The sequence below is a fragment of the Pseudarthrobacter sp. NPDC092424 genome, assembly GCF_044754925.1.
Classification (GTDB): Bacteria; Actinomycetota; Actinomycetes; order Actinomycetales; family Micrococcaceae; genus Arthrobacter.
Genome location: NZ_JBIVQC010000006.1, coordinates 135,183 through 157,518, shown reverse-complemented (window position 1 = coordinate 157,518; position 22,336 = coordinate 135,183). Strand labels below are relative to the sequence as shown.

Here is a 22,336-nt window from a genome sequence, read left to right as displayed (position 1 = left end):
GCAGGGCACGGAGTGGTTCCGGGCCGCTGCAACGAGCCTAGGAAGCCGGCGCAGCGGCACACCAGGGCGAAAACCTATATGTGGACAACCTCGGCCTCGCTGTACGGCAGGCTGACCACCAGGGTGGCGCCCCCGCCCGGCGTCTCCTCCACGCGCACCGTGCCGGCGTGGGACCCCACGATTGCGGCTACGATGGCCAGGCCCAGTCCGCTGCCGCCCGTCTCCCGGGTGCGGGAGGTGTCCGCCCGGTAAAACCGTTCAAAGACGCGTGCTGCGTCCTCTCCGGAGATGCCCGGTCCGTGATCGCGCACCTCGATGACGGAGCGCTTCCCGCCGTCCGGTTCTTCGCGCACCCCGACCGCCAGCTCCACCGGGCTGCCCTCGGGCGTGTAGCGCAGCGCGTTGCCTACCAGGTTGCCCACTACCTGACGGAGTTTGGCCTCGTCGCCCAGCACAGGCGCGGGAGCCGCAGGGCCGCCGTCGAGCCCGGCCAGGGAGATACTGCGCGTCCGGTCGCTGGCCTGGGTGTCCACCACGGCGTCGTGGGCCAGGAGCTGCAGGTCGACAGGTTTCTCCTGCAGCGGACGCTGCTCGTCCAGGCGGGCCAGCAGGAGGAGGTCCTCCACCATGGACCCCATGCGCTTGGCCTCGCTCTCGATCCGGCCCATGGCGGTGGCAACGTCCTCTTCGGTGGCCAGCGCCCCGTGCCTGTACAGCTCGGAGAAGCCGCGTATGGTCACCAGCGGAGTGCGCAGTTCGTGGGAGGCGTCCGCGGCAAAACGGCGCATCCTTGCCTCTGAAGCGGTCCGGGCGGCGAAGGCGGTTTCGATGTGCGCCAGCATCGCATTCAGGGAACTGCTCAACCGCCCCAGCTCGGTCCCGGGGTTTTCCACGTCCACGCGCCGGGAGAGATCGCCGGCGGCAATGGCGGCGGCCGTCTTTTCCACCCTGGCCAGCGGCCGGAACGCGCGGGTCACGGTCCAGCTGGCAATCAGGGATGCCAGCAGCAGCGTCACCAGCCCGACGCCCATGACCACCAGGGTGGCGTGTTTCAGGACGTCGTCGACGCTCCGCAGCGGCAGGCCGATGGCCACCACGGCCGTGGTCTGCCCGTTCTGCACCGGGACGGCGACAACGCGCCAGTTCTGGCCGTCAGTGCCGCGGACCTGGTAGGGGACGGCCCCCCGGTCCTGCGCCTGTGCCACCGTGATGGAGTCGATATCCGGGCGGCTGTCCTCGTCGCCGCCGAACGGGTACGGTTCCTCGCCGGGTGCGAAAAGGATGAGGGAGTAATCCGTGGGCACCATCGGGTTGGGCGTCTGCAGCGGCGTAAAGGAGCGCTGCTTCCGGGCCAGGTCCACGGCTGCGTACAGCTTTTCATCCACCTGCGCCTGGAGGTAGCTGTGCAGCAGGGCAAGTGTGCCCGCCCCGGTTCCGGTCAGGGCGACAATGAGCAGGGCCATGGTCATGGCCACCAGCTGCGTCCGCAGCGAGGCGGACTTCCAGCGTTCCAGCAACGTCAGCGCTTCTCTGCCGTCCGCAGGACGTAGCCCACGCCGCGCTTGGTCTGGATCAGGGCGGGAGCGGCGGGGTCGATGTCCACCTTCCGCCGCAGGTAGGAGATGTAGGACTCCACAATGGAGGCGTCCCCGTTGAAGTTGTACTCCCAGACGTGGTCCAGAATCTGGGACTTGGAGAGCACCCGGTTGGGGTTCAGCATCAGGTAGCGCAGGAGCTTGAACTCGGTGGGGGACAGCTCGATCACGGTGCCGCCGCGGCGCACCTCGTGGGCGTCGTCGTCGAGTTCCAGGTCGTCCACCCGGATGACGGCGTCGTCCTCGAGCCGGGGCTGGGTGCGGCGGAGTACTGCCCGGATCCGGGCGACTACCTCGTCCAGGCTGAAGGGTTTGGTGACGTAGTCGTCTCCACCCACGGTGAGGCCGGTAACCTTGTCCTCGGTATCGTCCTTGGCCGTCAGGAACAGGACCGGGAAGTGCTTCCCGGCCGCACGGAGCCGGCGGGTGACCGTGAACCCGTCCATGTCCGGCAGCATCACGTCCAGCACGGCCAGGTCAGGGGTGTGCGTTTCGGCGGCGGTCAGGGCGTCCCGGCCGTTTGCAGCGGAGACCACCTCGAAACCCGCGAAGCGCAGGGACGTGGACAGCAGCTCACGGATGTTGGGTTCGTCATCAACAACGAGGAGCTTCGCCTCGGGCCCGTTCTTGTTCATGTTCCCATCATGCTCCCAGACTCTGGGAGTTTTCTGGATGCTTCATGGGAGAACTATCCAGGCAGCTCCACGTCCTTTGCGTCCAGGATCCGGTACGCGTAGCCCTGCTCAGCCAGGAACCGCTGGCGCTTGGCCGCGAACTCCTGGTCCAGCGTGTCCCGGGCCACCAGCGAGTAGAAGCGGGCGGCGCGGCCGTCCTTCTTGGGCCGCAGCAGCCGTCCCAGCCGCTGGGCCTCCTCCTGGCGGGATCCGAAGGAACCGGAAACCTGGATGGCCACGGAAGCCTCCGGCAGGTCGATCGAGAAGTTGGCCACCTTGGACACCACCAGGGTCTGCACTTCCCCGGCGCGGAAGGCATCGAAGAGCTTCTGCCGTACCTTGACCGGAGTGTCGCCCTTGATCACGGGTGCGCCCAGGCGCTCGCCGAGCTCGTCCAGCTGGTCGATGTACTGCCCGATGACCAGCAGCTGTTCGCCTGCGTGCCGGGCAACCAGCTGCTCCACCACGGTGGTCTTGGATTCGGAGGTAGAGCACAGCCGGTACTTGTCGGCGTCGTCCGCCATGGCGTAGGCAACCCGTTCGTCCCGCGGCAGGTCCACCCGGACCTCGACGCAGTCCGCCGGCGCGATGTAGCCCTGGGACTCGATGTCCTTCCACGGCGCGTCGTAGCGCTTGGGCCCGATCAGGCTGAAGACCTCACCCTCCCGGCCGTCTTCCCGGACCAGGGTGGCGGTCAGGCCCAGCCGGCGCCGCGCCTGCAGGTCCGCCGTCATCCGGAAAATCGGGGCGGGCAGGAGGTGCACCTCGTCGTAGATGATCAGGCCCCAGTCATGCCCGTCCACCAGTTCCAGGTGCGGGTACACGCCGCCGCGCCGGGTGGTGAGCACCTGGTAGGTGGCGATGGTGACCGGCCGGACTTCCTTCACGGCGCCGGAATACTCGCCGATCTCGTCCTCGGTGAGGGTTGTGCGCTTGAGTAGTTCGTCCTTCCACTGCCGTGCAGCTACGGTGTTGGTGACCAGGATCAGCGTGGTGGTGCATCCGGTGGCCATGGCTGCCGCGCCCACCAGGGTCTTTCCGGCACCGCACGGCAGAACCACAACGCCGCTGCCACCCGACCAGAAGTTTTCGCTGGCCAGCCGTTGGTACGGGCGCAGGGTCCAGCCCTCTTCGGTCAGGGAGATCAGATGCGGAGTGCCGTCCACATATCCCGCCAGGTCCTCAGCCGGCCAGCCGATCTTGAGCAGGAGCTGCTTGAGCTGGCCGCGCTGTGATGCGTGCACCACCACGGTCTCGCCGTCGATCCGGGGCCCCAGCAGCGGCTGGATCTTCTTGGCCCGGACCACTTCCTCCAGCACCGGATAATCATCGGTGCGCATCACCAGGCCGTGCTGTGGATCCTTTTCCAGCCGCAGCCGCCCGTAGCGGGACATCGTTTCGGCGACGTCCACCAGCAGCGAATGCGGCACCGGGAATCGGGAATACTTCAGCAGGGTGTCCAGCACTTTTTCGGCGTCCAGTCCGGCCGCCCGGGCGTTCCACAGGCCCAAGGGCGTGAGCCGGTAGCTGTGCATGTGTTCGGGGGCGCGCTCCAGTTCAGCGAAGGGCGCGATGGCGTGCCGGGCTTCGGTGGCCAGTTCGTGGTCCACTTCCAGCAGAATGGTTTTGTCGCTCTGGACGATCAGGGGTCCGTCGTTCACGCGGGCAGGTCCTTCACTGCCGCAGTTCCCCTGCGGCTTCAACATCGATGATCCGGTGGATGGACAGCACGCGTTCGGTCTCCTTGGCAGGATCAAATACCCGGACACGCCCGCCGCTCAGTGATAGCGGAACAACAATTTCAAGGCTGGCATTCCCCAGGCTGTCCACCACGTTCATGCTGATCCGCTGCTTGAGCCGGATGGCGCGGTGCAGCGTCTCAAGCCCCAGTTGGGTGGCGGCTTCACCACCGGCCGGCGTCCCGCCGTTTGCGGAAGGGCCCACGACGGCGGCATGGGCCTGGCGCAGCACGGCAAGCTGGGCGTCCACCTCCTCAGCCGGGGGCGCCAGTCCGGGGGCTGTATAGACCGGGCGGCCGCTGCGGGGCTGAGCGGTTGCCCGGCGCAACCGCAGTGTTGGATCAGCCAGGCCGTCCACCGTGGGGGAGAGCCCGAGGCTCCGCAGTTCGTGGGCAGTATCGCGGGGTGAGGCCGAGGACAGCAGGACGGTGGGCGCGAGCCGGACCAGGCCGAGCGCGGCCGCCTTGGGCCCGGCCAGCAGCTCCAGGAGCGCGGCCTCGTCCTCGCTTTGGATGAAGCTGGCGGCCTGTCCCACGCGTATCCGGCCATGGCGTGCGGCAGTGTCTTCCACCAGGTACTGCAGCGGCTGCGGGACGGCCGTGGCGGAGTGCTCGCGCAGGAAGTCCAGCAGCCCGGCCGCGTCGTAGCCGGAATCCAGCGCCCGCCGGATGGAATCCGCTGAGAACCGGTAAATGGTGGCGGGGCCCTGCCCCTCGGCGTCGGCCATGGCCTGGAGCTTGCCGGCCAGCGCGGGGGAGAGGTAGCCCGGTGCCACCGCGGTGAGGTCCGCCTGCAGGAGCACGTGGTTGAGTTCCGCCGGGAGGTGCTCGCCCAGGATGGCCAGGGCTGCGTCCGGATCGTCCTGCGCCAGCGCGCTGCCCAGCTGGCTCAGGGCACCTGAGCCCACCAGTCCCAGCAGCTCGGCCTCCGCCAGGACACCGCGGATCAGCGAACTGAACCGGCGCGCCATCCGGGGCTGGGACCACTCTGCCCGCTGCAGCACGGCCGCGGCGTCCAGTACCGGCGCGGGTCCGTCGTCCGCGCCCGGCTCAGACCCTGCGGCCTCGGCGGTGAGCTCGTGGAGGATCTCCAGGATGCGCTTGCGGACCAGGGGGGCGTCCGGCCGTTGCGCCTCGGCGGACAGGGGCACGATGCTGCTTCCGGACGCGGTCCGCTGGGCGGCGCCCGGTCCGCTGATGGGCTGGCCCACCAGCGACGGGACACGCTCGCTGGCCAGCCACGCATTGACCAGCCACAGCCATTGTTCCTGCCGCGGGAGGGCCAGCCATTCCAGCTCCGGAGGCTGGACCCAGGTCGAGGAGTCCACGTCCAGCCGGATCAGCCCGGCCAGCCCGCAGAGCTCCAGCAGCACGCCCGCGCGCGGCTGGTCCACCCGGAGCTGCTCGGCCAGGCGCCGCAGTTCGCGGACCCCCACCCCGCCGCTGCGCAGCGTGGCCAGGGGCTGGTCCCGCACTGCCTGGAGGAGTTCTGCCGCCAGCCGCAGGGTCTCCGCTATGGCGCCCAGGGCGGCATTGCGGCGCAGTGCCGGGGTGGTGGAACCGAGCTCCGGGACCGGGGACGAGAGGGTGAAGTCGTCGATGATGGCCCCGCCGCGCAGCGACACCCCGACGCTGTGCGGCAACTCCACGTGCGCGGCGTCCAGCGGCACCAGCAGCCCCCGCGCCAGCAGCCAATCAATGGGCCCGACGTCGGGCGCTTCGGCCAGTACGGACGCTTTCCGCTGCGCCTGGGGGACGGCACCCATGGCCCAGTTGCGGAACCTGGCAAGCAACGCCGTCGTGCGTTCCGGCGCGGCGGCGAGGATGTCCTGGAGGGCCGCCGGCGAGGACGTCCAGTGCTGCAGCGCGAGCGCTGCGTCCATGGGCGTGGTGGCTTCCTGGATGGCCACGCCGCTGCGGTGAAGCTCCGAGACCAGCTGTACGGCGCGCTGCGCGAAGGCGGGCTGAAGCCGGACCAGCTCCGTGTAGCTGCGTCCCAGACCGGCCGGGTAGATGCCCACCACGTCCTTGAGGCTGCCCACCGGAAGATAGAACCGCTGCCGCGCCGCGGAGGCCGGGGCGCCGTGCGGCGGTTCTGCCCGGTGCACCAGCGCCAGGTCCTGCAGCGAGGCCAGGATCTGCTCCACCACTGCCACCGTGGACCCGGCGATCAGTTTCCGCAGTCCCGCGGCGGACGCGCTGTGACCGGTATCGGTGTTGGTGCACAGGTGCAGCGTTTCCAGCACCTGCATCTGCGGCCGGGTGAGCCGCTCGAGGGCGCGCTGCACGCTCACACGCGCGCTTGCCCGGGCCGCGAGGGCGGCGAAGTCCGGAACGGGAGGGGAAATAAGGTCCGGCCGCGCGGTGAACAGGGCCCGCAGCGCATCGTCGCTGCGGCCCGCCAGTTCCTTGCTGAGCGCGCGAATGAGGGACATCAGTCCAACGTTACCGCTGCCCGGACTTTCCCGCCCGGCGGCGGCCGGCCACACTGTCCAGAACCAGGAACAGCATCACCAGGAACGCGGCCGGCAATCCGTACAGGGCCGTGTAGGTGATCCAGGCGGGCGAGGCGGAGCCGGCGAAGGCGAAGGCCATGACGGCGGCCACTGCAGCAAGGGACAGCACGGCAATAACGCCGGCAAGGATCATCAACGGACGCCGGTAGCGCGAGGGTGTCATGCAGGTAACGCTACAGCGGAGGGAGCGGCGGCGGTGAATGCCCTCCGCGCCGCCGGGGAAAGCGGAAATAGGGCACCGGGCAGGATAACCTTGGAGGATACAGACCAACACGGTCCGCAGCTGCCATACCTTAAACCCGCACAACACTGCGGATGCGGTGACGGCCGGCCGTGTCCCAAGAACGTCAGAACGAAGAAGGTTGATTACGTGCCTACCGGCAAGGTCAAGTGGTATGACAAGGAAAAGGGCTTCGGCTTCCTCGCCGGCGAAGACGGCCAGGAAGTCTTCCTGCCCAAATCGTCGCTCCCCGAGGGTGTCACCGAGCTGAAGGCCGGCACCCGGGTGGAGTTCGGCGTGGCGGACGGCCGCAAGGGCGCCCAGGCGCTGGGCCTGCGCGTGCTGGACAAGACGCCGTCCATCGCCAAGGCCAAGCGGCCCAGCGCACGGGACCTCGCACCCCTGGTCCAGGACCTGGTGTCCGTGCTGGACAACCTTTCCGGCACCCTCTCCAAGGGCAAGTACCCGGAAGGCAACAAGGGCAAGGCCATCGCTGCCGCCCTGCGTAAGGTTGCCGACGAGCTGGACGTCTAGGCGCAGATGAACCCGGAAGCTGATCAGCCCCAGGCGGCGCCGGCCAAGGCAGCTGCCAAGCGCCGCGCCGGTGTTCCCGTGTGGCGTACCGGGAGGCCGGACGCCTTCCTGGCCGCTGCCGTGGACACCGCCCGGACCGCCATCGAAGGCATCACGGACGCCAGGACCATCGGCGCGCACCTGGCCGCCAAGAGCGAGGGCGACCGGCTGGTCACCCACCTGTTCGAGTCGAAGCTCGCCGGTTACGCCGGCTGGCAGTGGTACGCCGTGCTCACCCGCAATTCGCGCTCAAAGGCCGTCACCGTGAACGAGCTTGGCCTGCTGCCGTCCGAGGACTCCATCCTCGCCCCGGAGTGGGTGCCGTGGGCCGAGCGCGTGCGTCCTGAGGACGCGCAGGAAGCGCAGCAAGCGGACGAGCGGGAACCTGTGGCGGAGGCAGCGGAGGAACCTGCCGCCCCGGTCACCGATGAGGCGGCGGACGACGACGGCACGGACGGCGGGGACACGGCGGACGACGACGGCACGGACGGCGGGGACACGGCGGACGACGACGGCACGGACGGCGGGGACGCCGTGCCTTAGCGGGCGCACCCCCAGTGCCCGAAGGACAGGGCGAAAGCTCCACGGGGAGAAAGGCGGCGCCAGGGATAAACCCGGGCGCCGCCGTCGTACTTAATCCGGACCGAACCCCGGCTGCTACTTGCGGAGGCGTTCCACGACGTAATCGATGCTGGCCAGCAGTGCGGTCACGTCCGCCGGTTCGATGGCCACGAACGTGGCGATCCGCAGCTGGTTGCGGCCCAGCTTGCGGTACGGCTCGGTGTCCACCACGCCGTTGGCGCGCAGGACCTTCGCCACCTGGGCGGCGTCCACGGAGTCGTCGAAGTCGATCGTCGCGATGACATTGGAACGCTCGTCCGGGTTGGTGACGAACGGCGTGGCGAAGTCCGAGGCCTCGGCCCAGGTGTAGATCCGGCCCGCGGAATCAGCGGTGCGCGAGGCGGCGAAGTCCAGGCCGCCGTTCCCGTTGAGCCACTGCACCTGCGCGTCCAGCGTCACCAGGGTGGACAGCGACGGGGTGTTGTACGTCTGGTTCAGGCGCGAGTTGTCGATGGCGGTCTGGAGGTCCAGGAAGTCAGGAATCCAGCGGCCGCTTGCCTTCACGCGGGCGGCGCGTTCCAGGGCGGCGGGGGAGAAGAGGCCCAGCCAGAGGCCGCCGTCGGAGGCGAAGTTCTTTTGGGGCGCGAAGTAGTAGACATCGCTTTCGGCCACGTCCACGTCCAGGCCGCCTGCGGCTGAGGTGGCGTCCACCAGCACCAGGGCGCCCTGGTCAGCACCGGCAACACGCTTGACCGGAGCGTAGACACCGGTGGAGGTCTCGTTCTGCGGCCAGGCGTACGCATCCACGCCCGCTTCCGCCTGCGGAGAGGGGCGGGTGCCGGGTTCGGACTTGATGATGGAGGACGCATCGAGGAACGGCGCCTTGTTGGTGGCGGCGGCAAACTTGGAGCCGAACTCGCCGAAGGACAGGTGCTGGGCCTTCTTCTCCACCAGGCCGAACGCGGCAACATCCCAGAAAGCCGTGGAACCGCCGACGCCGAGGACCACTTCGTACCCTTCCGGGGCGCGGAAGAATGCGCTCAGGCCTTCGCGGACGGAACCCACCAGGTTTTTGACGGGGGCCTGGCGGTGCGACGTGCCCAGGATGGACTTCGAGGCCGCGGACAATGCATCGATCTGTTCCTGGCGGACCTTCGAGGGGCCGGCGCCGAACCGTCCGTCCGCGGGCAGGAGGTCGGCGGGAATAGTGATGCTGTTGTCGCTCACAGGTGCTCCAGTTTCGGCATGGACGCGCATGGTCCGGGCGGATGGTTGGCCTGCGGCCGGCTGCGGTGGCTCAGGCCCTCCTTATTCTGCCTGAACGGGTGTTCCCGCAGGAACCGGATGCGTCATAGTCCAGCAATTGAGACAAGGCGCGATGCTGCCTTCGGCGACTATTCGGACAAATTCAAAACAGGCTAAGCTTTTCACCGGACTACGCCCGGCCGAAGGCGTTACGGTAGGACAACGCAAGGTACTGCGCTCGAGGAGCTGAGCTGGATGACGGATCTGATCGACACTACGGAGATGTACCTTCGCACGATTCTGGAGCTTGAGGAGGAGAACATCGTTGCCCTGCGCGCCCGGATTGCGGAGCGGCTGCGCCACTCGGGCCCCACGGTGTCCCAGACCATCGGTCGGATGGAACGCGATGGCCTGGTGGTGGTCTCCGGAGACAGGCACCTTGAACTCACCGAGACCGGGCGCAAACGGGCCACCGAAGTCATGCGCAAGCATCGGCTGGCCGAACGGCTCCTCGCGGACGTCATCGGCCTGGACTGGGCATACGTACACGATGAAGCCTGCCGTTGGGAACATGTCATGAGCGAGCGGGTGGAGCGGCGCATCTACGAGCTCCTCGACCATCCCACGGAGTCCCCTTACGGCAACCCCATTCCCGGGCTCGACGCCCTGGGCGGCCAGCCGGTGCAGGCCGGCGGTGGCGCTGCGCCGGCTGCCGATAGTGCTGTGAGCCTGCTCGAAGCGATGAAGGCCTACCAGCCCGCTTCCGCGGTGGTGGTCAGTCGGCTGGCCGAGCCCATCCAGGTGGAGCCGGAACTTCTCCTGCAGCTCGACGAGGGTGGAATCCGCCCCGGCGCCAAGGTGTCGCTTGAGCGGGTGGGGGACTACATTTCGGTGCGGGTGCCGGGGATCGAAGGCGCACTCGAGCTGCCGCCGGAAGTGGCCGCGCACGTCTTCGTTACCGTCGTTTAGGGTCCTCAGGGCCTTCGCCTCTTACCCCGGCGTGCCCGTTCCCACACGGTTATAACGGAATTGTTACTGCCGGGCTTAAGCCCGTATAGTTAAACCCAAGCGTTGATACACAAGCGTTACCTGATCCGGAGCCGAGCTCTGCCAGCGGATCAGGTGCACGAGTCATTTACTGGCAGAGGCGGGGGAACCACAACCGGCAGCGGGGGCTGCCTTGGGGTGAAGTCCGTCAGCAGCAAGCCTCTCCAGCAAATTCCTCCCGGGATAGCTCTGTGCAGAAGTTTGCTTACGGCGGACCGGGTCTTTGAACTCTCTGACCCGAATCCGACAGCTAACTTCGCAGGCTTTCCAGAGAGGAAACCTTCTTTTGAGCATGCAGACCTCCAGGGGCCGGCGCCGCGCTGCGGGCCCCTCACCGACCCCCCGGGTTGTGGAAGTCATCGCCGCGGAGCGCCCCCGCGATTTCCACCGGGAAGCCCGCCGCCGGCGCGGCCCCTTCCGGCAGATGACGGAGTTCGCCTCAGCGAGCGGTATCGGCCAGAAGGCCGGAATTGCCCTGGCAGCCACCGGGCTCGTCCTCACCGTGACGGTCCCCTCCACCAGCCCGGTAATGGCCACTGAGGCCTCGGACGTTGTTCCCGCGGTTGCCGTGCAGCCCGCACAGCAGCCTGAAATCTCCGCTGAGGCCGGGGCCCGTATTGATTTCAGCCGCTCCGCAGTGGTCACCAAGGCGGACCCGGACGGCAAGCTGAAGCAGCTCCTGAGCGCCCAGTCCGCCAGCGCAATCTCGCGCGCCGCTTCGGTGGGCAGCCTTGGTGCGCCCCTGGCCAACCTGACTATGGTGTCCCCGTTCGGCTACCGGGTGAGTCCCATCACGGGCGGCTACGGCGACTTCCACCGTGGCGAGGACTTCGCGGCCCAGTGCGGCACCTCCGTGCTCGCGGCGGCCACCGGCACCGTGACCTTCGTGGGCTGGCATGATTTCGGCGGCGGCAACCGGGTGGTCATCGACCACGGAAATGGCCTGGAGACAACGTACAACCACCTCTCCGGCTTCAACGTCCGGGAGGGCGAGACTGTGGGCCGCGGCGACGTAGTGGCATATAGCGGAACCACAGGGGCGTCCACGGGCTGCCACCTCCACTTCGAGGTCCAGGTCAACGGCGAGGTCGTCGACCCCACCGGCTGGCTCTAGTCAAAACTGAGGGTTTGCTCTCGCAACACTTTTAGGCCCCGTGACCTTAATGTGACATTGGTTATTAATTCCTGTAACGTCGTACACGCGTCAACTTTTCCGAAGTTGACGCTCTTGAGTGGATTGCCTAACTCTGCCACCGCTCAAGGTCCGTTCGCATTTCATCGTCTGGCAGGGGCGGGGGAACCAATTTCGGCCTTCTGTTTGTGGGAAGGCCTTGGGGTTAAGCCGTAAAAGCTTCCTTGGAAGCGCGCGGCCGGGTGACTCCCATCCGAATCCGACAGCTCACCTCGCAGGCATTGGGAGAGGCTACCTTTCGTGTCTTCACGTCGTAATTCTGCGCGCCACCGTGCACAAACGGTGCGCACCAACCCTTTGGGCTCCGTATCCAAGGCCGTCAGCGCCAATGCGGGGACCATGGGTCGCCAGGCCGCAGTCGCAGCAGCAGCTTCGGGCCTCATTCTGACCATGGGCCTGCCGGCCACCGCAGCGGACACCACCGCGGGCATTTCGGCCTCCACCGAGTCTGGAGCCCCGAATGCCGCCGTAATGGCAGCCCCCACCGCCACGGTTTCCTTCGAGCGCCCGGTGGTTAAGACCACCGCAGCTCCGGAGATCGAGCCGGTCGAGGTACAGTCCACCTCCGAGGAAGAAGAGTCCACCACGGGCTCCGCCGCCGACACTGCACTGTCTGCAGTTGCCGGTGCTTCCACCTCCGGCATTGCCGGTATTGCCTACACAGGCATTGGCCGCCCGTACGTCTGGGGCGGCACCTCTCCCAACGGCTGGGACTGCTCCGGCTTCACGCAGTGGGTCTATGCGCAGGCCGGCATCAGCATTCCCCGCGTCAACGCATGGTCCATCATGACCGCCACCGCTGCCCCCAAGCCGGGCGACTTGGTGGTCCAGAACGGCGGTGCCCACGTGGGCATCTACGTCGGCAACGGCATGATGGTCAGCGCGCTGAACCCCAGCCAGGGCACCCTGCTGCATGCCGTGGCCGCCACCGGTTCCTCGGTGTATTACACGCTCAACCCGTAGTTCAAGACGGCCCGCCCGCGGGCCCGGTTCAAACGCGTATTTCGCCAATCACCACATCCCCGTTTGGGACGTGCCGGGGTACCCCCAAGATCCCGGCACGTCAATAGCCCTGGGCTGTTCACAGCGGTCTTGAGGAAATCGAAAGAGAGAACATGACTACTCGTGCTACCGCACGGCACCGCGCCGAGGTCACCAAGACCAACTCGCTTGCTGTCATTGCCAAGGCCGTGGGCGACAACGCCGGCGGCATGGGCCGCCAGGCCGCAGTCATCGCTGCCGCTTCCGGCCTTGTCCTGACCAGCGGTGTTGCCGCCAACGCTGCAGACTCCAACGTCCAGCGCGATTCAGCCCCGGCTTCTGCCCTGTCGGTCGAGTCCGCCGTGGATGCGCCCATCTCGGCTGCCTCCACCATCTCCATCAGCTTCGAGAAGCCGGCCGTCTCCACCGAGGCCGCTCCCGTTGTCGAGGAAGAGCCCGTTGTTGAGGTGAAGGAGGCCGAGCCGGCTCCGGAACCCGAAACGGCAGCACCGGCCACCGCGGCCACGGTGACGGCATCCGCACCGACGGCCACCAAGGCTTCCGCCAGCGGTAAGGGTGCAGCCATCCTGTCGGCCGCCTACGCCCAGCTGGGTGTGTCCCAGGACTGCACCATGCTGGTGACCAACTCCTTGGCCGCCGTTGGCATCAACTTCCATGACTGGCCCGCCGGCTACCTCTCCCTTGGCCGCACGGTCAGCGCAGCTGAAGCCCAGCCCGGCGACCTCATCTACTACGCGGACGGCGGCGCGGGCGTAGCGCACATCGCTGTCTACGCCGGCAACGGCCAGGCCGTGCACGGTGGCTATAACGGCAACCAGACGGTGGTCTTCAGCGCGAACGTGGGCTCCGGCCCGGTCTTCATCCGCGTCGACTGACACGCCTTCGCAAGCCCTCCCCACTCCGGGAGCTTTGTCCTCTTAGAGCGCTTATAACCCCCCTTTGGGGTGGCTAAGCGGACAAAGACTCCGGTGGGGAGGGCTTTTGCGTGCCCGCATTCCCGCGCCGGATTAGCTGATGGCGCAATTCTTTGTTTACTCTGGTGGTGTCGATCCATAGCCCGGACATGCCGAGGGCAGCCGGCCCTCGTGCCCCTGACGGGTGCGGCCGTGAAGAGGTACGTGCATGCGCACTCTCGTTCTGAATGCTGGATATGAACCGCTGGCGGTAATAACTTTCCGCCGGGCGCTGGTGCTTGTGCTCACGGGCAAGGCAAGCGTGGTGGCCGAAGGGGACGACCCCGTTGTGGGGCCGCAGGAGATCCTGGGCCGCCCGTCCGTGATCCTCCTCAACCGTTACATCCGCCCCCGGTATAACCAGTCCACCGCTGTCAGCCGGCGCGGAGTGCTCCGCCGGGACGGGCACCGCTGCGCGTACTGCGGCAAGGCTGCACACACCATTGACCACGTCCACCCGAAGTCACGCGGCGGCGCCGACTCCTGGGAAAACCTGGTGGCCGCGTGCCTGCGCTGCAACAATGCCAAGGGGGACCACACCCCTGGGGAGATGGGCTGGAAACTTCGGTTCGTGCCCGGGCCGCCGCACGGCACCATCTGGCAAATCAAGGAACTCGAAAAGCCTGCGCCCGACTGGGACCCCTTCCTCCTTCCGGAACGCGCGGCCTGAGACCGTTCTGCGCCGTTCCGCGGCCGTTGGCTAGGCTGGTGGCGTGGACAACCAGTACGCCTTCGATGCCCTGATTCTGGCCGGGGGCCGCTCCTCGCGGTTGGGGGGAACACCCAAGCAAGCGTTGGTTTACGACGGCGGCACCCTGCTTGAGCGAGCGCTGCAGGCGGCGACGGGCGCATCCCGCAGGGCAGTGGTTGGCCCGGACCCGGGAACTCTGCCGCCCGGAGTCGTGTCGTGCCGCGAAGATCCGCCCTTTGCCGGGCCTGCCGCTGCCATCGCTGCCGGACTGGCGGCCCTGGCCGGCCGCCCGGCCGGCTTTACCCTGGTCCTGGCCTGCGACATGCCGCGGGCGGAAGCCGCCGTGGTGCGCCTCCTTGCGGAGTTGCGCGCTGCCGGTCCGGTCCCCGATGGCGTGGTTGCGTGCAGTGCTGACGGCAGGATGCAGTCCTTGGCGGGTTTTTACCGCACAGCTGCGCTACAAAAAGCGGTGGACGAACTGGCGGGCAGGGGCACATTGATCAACGCCTCGGTTCGTTCCCTCCTTGCTAGTCTGGACCTGCAGCTTGTCACCGTCCCCGCCGGGTCCACTGCTGACGTGGATACCTGGGATGATGCCGCCGCACTAGGAATTGCCGCCGGACCCGGGCTACAGACCGGGACCGGCGCGGCAGCAGAGAACTTGGGAGGCAGTCCGTGAAAAGCCAGGAAGAAACCCTCGAGGAATGGTGCAGGTCCCTGCTCCAGGCCTACGGGCTGGAGGATGTCCAGGTGGACATCAACGCCATCCTGGGCCTTGCCGGAGTTGCCGCCCACTCGGTGGTGCGGCCGGCAGCTCCCCTCACGACGTTCATCGCCGGGCTGGCCGCCGGTCTGGCCACAGGCGGGGCCCGCGCGGTGGATGCCGCTGCGATGGAGTCTGCCCTGTCCGTAGCCAAGTCACTGGCAGCCGCCTACGATGCTGAAGCGCCGGAGGCTCCCGGAGAATGACCGGGGAAACCCAGGGGGAACCGGCGGACCACGGACACCACCACGCGGCGCACACATGGGCTGAAGCGCGGCAGGCCGCATTCGACGCGGCCGGGCCGATTCCCGCAGGACCCGTCGCGCTCGAACTGGCGCTGGGCCGGCGGCTCGACCAGGACATCGTGGCGCTGCAGGACATGCCGCACTATGCGTCCTCCGCCATGGACGGGTGGGCTGTCAACGGCACCGGACCGTGGATCACCACGGAGCCGGGAATGCGGCTGGCTCCGCACCAGGCCAGTCCCATAGCCACGGGCGGGCTCATCCCGCCCGGGGCCAAGGCGGTGCTCCGCACTGAAAGCGCCGTCCTGGCCAAAGACGAGGACGGCCTGCCCATCCTCACCACCGGCGGCACCGCCCGGCCGGGGGAGCCGCGGACCGGACAGCACGTCCGCAAGGCGGGAGAAGAAGCCCAGGAAGGGGACGTCCTGGTAAAAGCCGGCGTGATCCTGAACCCGGCCCAACTGGCCTTGGCCGCACTGGCCGGCTATGACGAACTGCAGGTCCAGGGCAAGCCCGTGGTCCGGCTCATCCTCACCGGTTCAGAGGTTGTGGAACGCGGCGTGCCGGAACCGGGGAAGGTCCGGGATACCTTCGGTCCCCAGCTGCCTGCTGTCGTGGAGATGCTCGGCGGCATCCCGGGCGGCCAGCAGCGGATCGGCGACTCCTACGGGGAATGGCTGGCCGCCCTGGAGGACGTGGTCCCCGAGGCGCCTGGCGCGCCCGGACTGCCGGCCGACGTCGTCATCACCACCGGCGGCACGGGACGCTCCGGAACCGACCACCTGCGCCGGGCCGTCGCCGAGTTGGGCGGACGCCTTGTGATCGACGGCGTGGCCATGCGGCCGGGACACCCGGCGGTCCTGGCGGAACTGCAGGATGGCCGGTTCGTTCTGGGCCTGCCCGGCAACCCCCTGGCAGCCATGATGGCGCTGTCCACCGTGGGTGCGCCGCTGCTGGCCGCCCTGGGCCACGGCACGCTGCCGGAGGTGCAGGAAGTTCCGTGCGGCACCCTGCTCGAGCCTGAACCGGGCCGGACCCGGCTGATGCCGTTCCGCCTGCTCTACGGCATGGCGTCCCCGGCCCAGCACACCGGGCCGGGGATGATGCGCGGCCTGGCCGCGGCGGACGGCGTAATGGTGGTGCCCCCGCACGGGGTGCAGCTGGGCGAGATGGTGCCGGCTTTCGCGCTGCCCTGGGGCCCACCCATCCCGGCCGCCCAGGACCCGGCCGCCAAACCGAAAACCAGGACTGCCAGGACGGCAAAGACCGGCACCGCCAAGGCCGCGGAACCCGCCGGCCCCGTTGACTGGAGCGCCCTCCTTGGCTGACCCGCGCTTGGACCACGGGCCCTCCCGTTGCCATGATGGAGGCATGAACGGAAGAGGCCGGCTATGGGACGCGTGACGCAGCGCCGCAAGGTGCACAAATATGTCCTGGACGGCAGCCCCAAGGCGCTGGAGTTCCCGGTCCGGCACCGCGAAGACGTGCTGGCCGTGGAGGAACCGCTCGAGATGCGCCTGGACAGCCTCTCCTACTCCGTGACCATGCGCACCCCGGGCGACGACTTCGACCTGGTGGCCGGCTTCCTGGTGGCCGAGGGCATCATCTGGGAGCCGGAGCAGCTCATCTCCCTCCGGTTCTGCGCCGGAGAGGACGAAGACGGGGTGCAGACCTTCAACGTGGTCGAAGCCCAACTCCGGCCGGACGTGCCGCGACCGGCCACCGGGCGGAACGTCTACACCTCCAGTGCCTGTGGCATTTGCGGCACGGACTCCGTGGACGCGGTCCGGAAATCCTCGCACTACAGCCCCGAAGCGGACCCGCTCACTGTCGACGCGGACGTCCTGGCATCCCTCCCCGCAATGCTCCGCCAGTCCCAGCGCCTCTTCGACACCACCGGCGGAGTGCATGCTGCCGGGCTGTTCCGGATAACGGACGACGGCGGCGCACAGCTTTTGTGCCTGCGTGAGGACGTGGGGCGCCACAACGCGGTGGACAAGGTGGTGGGCTGGGCGCTCCGGGAGGGGTTGCTCCCGCTGCGCGGGACGGTGCTGCAGGTTTCCGGGCGGGCGTCCTTTGAGCTCGTCCAGAAGGCTGCCCTTGCCGGGATCCCGGTCCTCTCCGCGGTCAGCGCCCCTTCCAGCCTGGCGGTGGAACTGGCCGAGGCCAGCGGCCTGACACTGGCAGGCTTCAGCCGGGGCACCAGCTTCAATGTCTACTCCGGGGATGCCCGGGTGCGGCTGGCAGCCGCCGGTGCGCCGCCGTCGTAATGACTGGCTCCGCGACCCGCGACCCGGCGGGGAGGGGCTTGGTTATCCTCCGGCCAGCCGGTAGATTTTTCCATCGAATGGACATCGCGGTCACACTCCAACGCTAAGAGGCCCCTATTGCATGACGACCGACGGATCACGGAAGTCCGGCTGGAGCGGTTCGTCCGCGAACGGATCAACCCCGCCGTCTACACACGGATGGTGCCGCTGGAACTCAGCAGCTGGGAGGCCCCCGGGGAGCCTGTTCCCGCGATGGAGGCGATGCGGCAGGAATTCCGCCCGCAGGAGCATGGCGCCGCGTGGGGCAGGCCATGGAGCACCACGTGGCTGCGGCTGCAGGGCGAGGTGCCCGAATCCTGGGGCAGCCGGGCGGAAAGTGCCGTTGAGGTGGTGGTGGACCTCGGCTTCACGCTCGAAGCGCCGGGGTTCCAGTGTGAAGGCATCGCCTGGCGGGCGGACGGCACCATTATCAAGGCGATCTCGCCGCGGAACCAGTACATTCCCCTGAAGCTGCTGGGCACCGGGATGGCCGTGGACTTTTACGTGGAGGCGGCCGCAAACCCGGACGTGGCCGGAGGCTGGACTTTCGCGGCAACCCCCTACGGAGACAAGGCAACGGCCGGGACCGCGCCGCAGTACCGGCTCGGCAGGATCGGCATAGCCGAGCTGGACAAGAATGTATGGGAACTCCAGCAGGATGTGTGGACCCTTGCCGGTCTGATGAAGCAGCTGCCTCTGGAGCTGCCCCGGCGGCACCAGATCCTCCGTGCCCTGGAACGAATGATGGACATCATGGACCCCGACGATGTCGCCGGAACCGCTGCCGCCGGCCGGGAGGCATTGGCGGATGTCCTGGCCAGCCCGGCCTACGCGTCCGCGCACCAGCTGGTGGCCACCGGGCACGCGCACATCGACTCGGCCTGGCTCTGGCCGGTCCGCGAAACCATCCGCAAGTGCGCCCGGACGTTCTCCAACGTGGTGGCGCTGATGGACGAGGACCCCGGCTTTGTGTTCTCCTGCTCTTCGGCCCAGCAGTTCGCGTGGATCAAGGAGTACTACCCGGAGCTGTTCACCCGGATCCGGGAGAAGGTCCGCTCCGGCCAGTTCGTGCCCGTGGGCGGCATGTGGGTTGAATCGGACACCAACATGCCCGGCGGTGAGGCCATGGCACGCCAGTTCGTGGAGGGCAAGGGCTTCTTCCTTTCCGAATTCGGCGTCGAGTGCCGTGAGGCCTGGCTCCCGGACTCCTTCGGCTACTCCGGGGCATTGCCGCAGATCGTGAAATCCGCCGGCGGCCGCTGGTTCCTCACGCAGAAGATCTCGTGGAACCAGACCAACCGCATGCCGCACCACACCTTCAACTGGGAAGGCATCGACGGCACGCGGCTCTTCACCCACTTCCCGCCCGTGGACACGTACAACGCCGAGCTGAGCGCCCGCGAGCTGGCGCACGCCGAGCGCAATTACCGGGACCACGGCCACGGCAGCGTCTCGCTGGTGCCGTTCGGGTATGGCGACGGCGGAGGCGGACCCACGCGCGAAATGCTCGCCGCCGCGCGGCGCACCGCTGACCTTGAAGGCTCCCCGAAGGTCCGCATCGGGTCGGCCGAGAGCTTCTTCCGCCAGGCGGAGGAGGACTACCGGGCCCTTCCCGTCTGGGTAGGCGAGATGTACCTGGAGCTGCACCGCGGCACCTACACCAGCCAGGCCCGCACCAAACAGGGCAACCGCCGCGGTGAGCACCTGCTGCGCGAGGCCGAACTCTGGTGTGCCACCGCTGCCGTCCGGTCCGGGTTCCCCTACCCGGCAGCCGAGCTGAAGCGGCTCTGGCGGCTGGTCCTGCTGCACCAGTTCCACGACATCCTCCCGGGCAGTTCCATCGCCTGGGTGCACCGCGACGCCGAACGCAACCACGAGGCCATTGCAGCGGACCTCGAGGCCCTGATCGGCCAGGCGGCCCGCGCCGTGCTGGGTGCCGGCGACACGGCCTTCCTGCTGAATGCGGCCCCGCATGCCCGGGACGGCGTCCCCGCGCTGGCTGCCGCCGAGCCTGCCGCCGCGCCCCCGCCGGCCACCGTCACCGCCGCCAGCGGCCCGCAGCAGGGCGGCTATGTCCTGGACAACGGCGTGATCCGGGCGGTGATCGATGCGGACGGGCTGCTGGTGTCCCTGACGGACTATGCCAGCGGCCGTGAAGCAATCGCGCCGGGGGCACGCGGCAACCTCCTGGAACTGCACCGGGACACTCCCAACGAATGGGACGCCTGGGACATCGACGAGTTCTACCGGCGCAACGTCACCGCGCTGGTGGCCGCAGAGTCTGTTGGTCCGGCGGAGCCTGGTGGTCCGGCAGGGTCTGCTGGTGTGCCGGAATCCGGTTCCGCGGAGGATGGGGCCTCGGTGGTGGTGCTCCGCACTGTGGGGGCTTCCGCCATCACCCAGCGGATCACGCTAGCACCGGGCAGCCCGTCCCTCACCATCACCACGGCGGTGGACTGGCAGGAACGCGAAAAGCTGCTGAAACTCGGCTTTCCGCTGGACGTCCGGGCGGACCGCTCCGCAGCGGAAACGCAGTTCGGCCACGTGCTCCGGCCAACGCACACGAATACCTCGTGGGAGGCGGCGAAGTTCGAAATCTGTGCCCACCGCTGGATCCATGTGGGAGAGCCGGGTTATGGCGTGGCCATCTCGAACGCCTCCACCTACGGCCACGACGTCACCCGGACCATCAGGGAGTACGACGGCGGCACCACCACCACCGTGCGCCTCTCACTGTTGCGTGCGCCCAAGTTCCCGGACCCGGGAGCCGACCGCGGACAGCACGAACTCACTGTCACGATCCGTCCGGGGGCCGGGATCGCCGATGCAGTCCAGGAAGGCTACCGGACCAACCTGGCGCCGCGGCTGGTCCGGGGCGCCGCTCCGGTGGAACCGCTCGTCACGGTGTCCAGCCCGGCGCTGGTGGTGGAAGCAGTCAAGCTGGCGGAAGACGGTTCCGGCGACGTCATCGTGCGGCTCTACGAGTCCTTGGGCGGGCGCGCCCGGGTAACGGTCACGGCCAACTTTCCGGCCCGCGGTGTCCGGGCGGTGGACCTGCTGGAGCGGGAGGCCCCGGTACCCGGCGTGGAAGCGCTCGAAGATGCCGGTGCTGCCGGGAGCGGCAGTGGCGGAGGTGTGGCGGCGGAACTGTCGGTGCGGCCGTTCCAGCTGGTGACTCTCCGTTTCGCCCGATGACCGGGGCCGGCCAAGCCCGGTCTCCACAGAGACCCGGCAGCGGCGTTAAAAAGGCTGAGTGGGGGCGGTCCCCAACGGCCGCCACCACTCATCCCCCCAATAGTGCGAAAGCACGCGGGGCCACCCCGGCGTCCAAGAATTTCTCCCCGTTCGCAAGACGCCATTTGCCCCGCCTTCACACATTCATGATTGAATCACATTCTAATGATTTTGTGAAAGCGCCACGGGTTACTTTTCGGTAGATGTCCTGGCCGCTGTCCTGCGGGTATTCCTGATCCTTGCCACCCAGATCAGGGCCAGCCCCACCACATAGCAAAGCACCGCCGTGTAATTGACCACGTACTTGAGCGGCCCGAGCTCCGGCGGCACCACCGGGAACAACAGCGTCAGTGCGATGGCCACACCACCGCTGCCCAGCAGGAACGCGGCGATCCGCACCAGGACGGGCAGGCGGCTTCGGACGGCGCGCACCATGGCCGGCAGCAGCACCAGGGACACGTAGGCAGGGTAGGCCCGGCCGGCAGCGCCGTAGTACTCGACCAGGGCCGCGTTGCGCGGATCCTTGTGGGCCTGCGCCACCATCCCTGCGGAGGAGCCCGCGGTGTCCATCAGCAGGAACACGGCCACCAGCACCAGCGATACCGCCAGGAGAACCATCATGCCCACGCGCCCGGTGATCAGCCGGTAGGCATCCTGGGCCCCGAAACCCCTGGTGACCCGGATCCCCACGAAGTAGATGGCCGCAAAGATGATGAACCGCAGCATCAGGTTGCTGTAGTTCATGCCGCCCAGCGCCTGGTCGATGGCCACATACGGATCATGAATGCTCAGCAGCGTGGCCAGGGTCATGAGGAAGAAGATGTAGAACAGCGAACGGTTCTCCCCGCGGAGCGCACTCGGCACGCGGGCGGCGGCAATCAGGCCGCACGTGGCCAGTGTTGCCCACTGAATGACTTCGATCATCCGAGGTTCTCCCAAATCTGCTCTGTTTGCGCGGTGTCATGTTCCTGCCGGCGCAGGACCTTGCCGAGGGCCTGCAGCCTCTCCCCGGCGAGGGCGGTCAGGTCGCCGTCGGACATTGCATCCAGGGCGGCCTGCCGGGCATCCGGCGGCCAGCCCGCCTCGGCCTCCGTGACCAGTCCGGTGGCCACCAGCCCGCCGGCAGGGCCCACCCCCGCTGCCAGCGAGGTGGCGACGGCCAGTTCCGGCGCCAGCCGGTTGGCGGTGAGCTGCGCGGAAAAGTTCTGCGGAGCAACTCCTGTTGCCGCGGAGACCCTATGCCGCAACTCGCCGTCGTCAATGGCATCCACCCAGTTCCGCACCGAGGTGGAGTGCGGGGCGGGCGCGAGCGACGGCGGCCCGCCCGGGCCGTACGGCCCCGCTGCTTCCGCTGAGTCCTCTGCGGTGCGGGCGAGGACCGCGCGGAGGAGGTCGGGGGTGGAGACCAGGCTAACCAGCTCACCGTGCGTTGGCGCCTGCCACGGCCCGGCCAGGCTGCGATAGGCGTCAAACCCGGCCAGCGCTGCCACGGGATTCACGCCGTAGGCGCGGCTGATGGCCACCACGGTTGCCTCGCCCACCTTGCCGCGCACCAGCTGCTGGGCGAGGGTGGTCCGTTTGATCCCGGAAACCCGGCAGATGTCCGCCGTGCTGGCATCGGGTGCGATGCCTTGCATCCAGCGCTGGAACGCCTTGGCGGGTACGGGCATTGAAGGCTTTCTGGACGACTGGCGGATGCGAAGATTTTACCGCGGCGCGGCTTCAACGATTTTACCCCCACGGGTGTTTCGGCTATTCTTGATTGCTGAGCCCGTTGG

Annotated in this window: 20 protein-coding genes and 2 riboswitches; of the genes, 12 read left to right on the top strand and 8 right to left on the bottom strand. The window is 68.1% G+C overall.

Going from position 1 to position 22,336, the window contains the following annotated elements; all coding sequences use genetic code 11:
* Positions 1 to 74 precede the first annotated feature (74 nt).
* Genes ACIQCN_RS11070 through ACIQCN_RS11050 form a run of 5 tightly spaced genes read right to left on the bottom strand, consistent with a single transcriptional unit; the run spans position 75 to position 6,686 of the window.
* Entirely contained in the window at positions 75 to 1,517 is a 1,443-nt protein-coding gene (locus ACIQCN_RS11070) for a sensor histidine kinase (protein WP_400610927.1), read from the bottom strand.
* A gap of 2 nt (positions 1,518 to 1,519) precedes the next feature.
* Positions 1,520 to 2,230: a response regulator transcription factor gene (locus tag ACIQCN_RS11065; protein ID WP_400608208.1), complete on the bottom strand. Its 711-nt coding sequence runs from the start codon at positions 2,228 to 2,230 to the stop codon at positions 1,520 to 1,522.
* 53 nt (positions 2,231 to 2,283) lie between these two features.
* Positions 2,284 to 3,930, bottom strand: a complete 1,647-nt coding sequence (locus tag ACIQCN_RS11060) for a DNA repair helicase XPB (protein ID WP_400608206.1) — start codon at positions 3,928 to 3,930, stop codon at positions 2,284 to 2,286.
* Positions 3,931 to 3,943: 13 nt separating this feature from the next.
* Entirely contained in the window at positions 3,944 to 6,442 is a 2,499-nt protein-coding gene (locus ACIQCN_RS11055) for a helicase-associated domain-containing protein (protein WP_400610925.1), read from the bottom strand.
* 10 nt (positions 6,443 to 6,452) lie between these two features.
* Positions 6,453 to 6,686, bottom strand: coding sequence for a hypothetical protein (locus ACIQCN_RS11050; protein WP_400608202.1), 234 nt, complete (start codon positions 6,684 to 6,686; stop codon positions 6,453 to 6,455).
* A 207-nt stretch (positions 6,687 to 6,893) separates the two neighbouring features.
* Here ACIQCN_RS11050 and ACIQCN_RS11045 point away from each other — a divergent pair, with 207 nt between their 5' ends.
* Both ACIQCN_RS11045 and ACIQCN_RS11040 read left to right on the top strand, forming a co-directional pair.
* Entirely contained in the window at positions 6,894 to 7,277 is a 384-nt protein-coding gene (locus tag ACIQCN_RS11045; RefSeq protein ID WP_377214973.1) for a cold-shock protein, read from the top strand.
* A gap of 6 nt (positions 7,278 to 7,283) precedes the next feature.
* On the top strand, positions 7,284 to 7,859 hold the full coding sequence (locus ACIQCN_RS11040) for a DUF3027 domain-containing protein (RefSeq protein ID WP_400610923.1): 576 nt from the start codon (positions 7,284 to 7,286) through the stop codon (positions 7,857 to 7,859).
* A gap of 114 nt (positions 7,860 to 7,973) precedes the next feature.
* On the opposite strand, the gene serC is transcribed toward ACIQCN_RS11040, so the two are convergent.
* Positions 7,974 to 9,104: a phosphoserine transaminase gene (gene serC / locus ACIQCN_RS11035; RefSeq protein ID WP_400610921.1), complete on the bottom strand. Its 1,131-nt coding sequence runs from the start codon at positions 9,102 to 9,104 to the stop codon at positions 7,974 to 7,976.
* Between the two features lie 273 nt (positions 9,105 to 9,377).
* Here serC and ACIQCN_RS11030 point away from each other — a divergent pair, with 273 nt between their 5' ends.
* The 10 genes from ACIQCN_RS11030 to ACIQCN_RS10985 all read left to right on the top strand — a co-directional run bounded on the left by ACIQCN_RS11030 (position 9,378) and on the right by ACIQCN_RS10985 (position 20,519).
* Entirely contained in the window at positions 9,378 to 10,091 is a 714-nt protein-coding gene (locus ACIQCN_RS11030) for a metal-dependent transcriptional regulator (protein ID WP_400608196.1), read from the top strand.
* Positions 10,092 to 10,210: 119 nt separating this feature from the next.
* Positions 10,211 to 10,449: riboswitch (cyclic di-AMP (ydaO/yuaA leader) on the top strand.
* A 12-nt stretch (positions 10,450 to 10,461) separates the two neighbouring features.
* The gene (locus ACIQCN_RS11025) at positions 10,462 to 11,283 is read left to right on the top strand and encodes a M23 family metallopeptidase (RefSeq protein ID WP_400608291.1); all 822 of its coding nucleotides are present in this window, start codon (positions 10,462 to 10,464) and stop codon (positions 11,281 to 11,283) included.
* Between the two features lie 114 nt (positions 11,284 to 11,397).
* A riboswitch (cyclic di-AMP (ydaO/yuaA leader) is annotated at positions 11,398 to 11,596 on the top strand.
* Positions 11,597 to 11,700: 104 nt separating this feature from the next.
* Positions 11,701 to 12,324 carry a C40 family peptidase gene (locus ACIQCN_RS11020; protein WP_400610974.1) on the top strand — a complete coding sequence of 208 codons (624 nt, stop codon included), beginning with the start codon at positions 11,701 to 11,703 and terminating at the stop codon, positions 12,322 to 12,324.
* A gap of 152 nt (positions 12,325 to 12,476) precedes the next feature.
* Positions 12,477 to 13,238: an NlpC/P60 family protein gene (locus ACIQCN_RS11015; RefSeq protein WP_400610919.1), complete on the top strand. Its 762-nt coding sequence runs from the start codon at positions 12,477 to 12,479 to the stop codon at positions 13,236 to 13,238.
* Positions 13,239 to 13,485: 247 nt separating this feature from the next.
* The gene (locus ACIQCN_RS11010; protein ID WP_400608192.1) at positions 13,486 to 13,986 is read left to right on the top strand and encodes an HNH endonuclease; all 501 of its coding nucleotides are present in this window, start codon (positions 13,486 to 13,488) and stop codon (positions 13,984 to 13,986) included.
* 43 nt (positions 13,987 to 14,029) lie between these two features.
* The gene (locus ACIQCN_RS11005; protein WP_400610917.1) at positions 14,030 to 14,686 is read left to right on the top strand and encodes a molybdenum cofactor guanylyltransferase; all 657 of its coding nucleotides are present in this window, start codon (positions 14,030 to 14,032) and stop codon (positions 14,684 to 14,686) included.
* Positions 14,683 to 14,976, top strand: coding sequence for a DUF6457 domain-containing protein (locus tag ACIQCN_RS11000; RefSeq protein WP_400608188.1), 294 nt, complete (start codon positions 14,683 to 14,685; stop codon positions 14,974 to 14,976). Before ACIQCN_RS11005 ends, ACIQCN_RS11000 begins: the two co-directional genes overlap by 4 nt.
* Positions 14,973 to 16,343, top strand: a complete 1,371-nt coding sequence (locus ACIQCN_RS10995) for a molybdopterin molybdotransferase MoeA (protein WP_400610915.1) — start codon at positions 14,973 to 14,975, stop codon at positions 16,341 to 16,343. The genes ACIQCN_RS11000 and ACIQCN_RS10995 overlap by 4 nt, the downstream gene beginning before the upstream one ends.
* Positions 16,344 to 16,406: 63 nt before the next feature.
* Positions 16,407 to 17,285, top strand: a complete 879-nt coding sequence (gene fdhD / locus ACIQCN_RS10990; RefSeq protein WP_400610913.1) for a formate dehydrogenase accessory sulfurtransferase FdhD — start codon at positions 16,407 to 16,409, stop codon at positions 17,283 to 17,285.
* Positions 17,286 to 17,402: 117 nt separating this feature from the next.
* Complete coding sequence (locus tag ACIQCN_RS10985) at positions 17,403 to 20,519, top strand: alpha-mannosidase (RefSeq protein ID WP_400610911.1); 3,117 nt, start codon at positions 17,403 to 17,405, stop codon at positions 20,517 to 20,519.
* A 228-nt stretch (positions 20,520 to 20,747) separates the two neighbouring features.
* On the opposite strand, the gene ACIQCN_RS10980 is transcribed toward ACIQCN_RS10985, so the two are convergent.
* Both ACIQCN_RS10980 and ACIQCN_RS10975 read right to left on the bottom strand, forming a co-directional pair.
* On the bottom strand, positions 20,748 to 21,482 hold the full coding sequence (locus ACIQCN_RS10980; RefSeq protein ID WP_400610909.1) for a hypothetical protein: 735 nt from the start codon (positions 21,480 to 21,482) through the stop codon (positions 20,748 to 20,750).
* A complete protein-coding gene (locus ACIQCN_RS10975; protein WP_400610908.1) occupies positions 21,479 to 22,228 on the bottom strand; it encodes a hypothetical protein in 750 nt (249 codons plus the stop codon). The genes ACIQCN_RS10980 and ACIQCN_RS10975 overlap by 4 nt, the downstream gene beginning before the upstream one ends.
* Positions 22,229 to 22,336 lie beyond the last annotated feature (108 nt).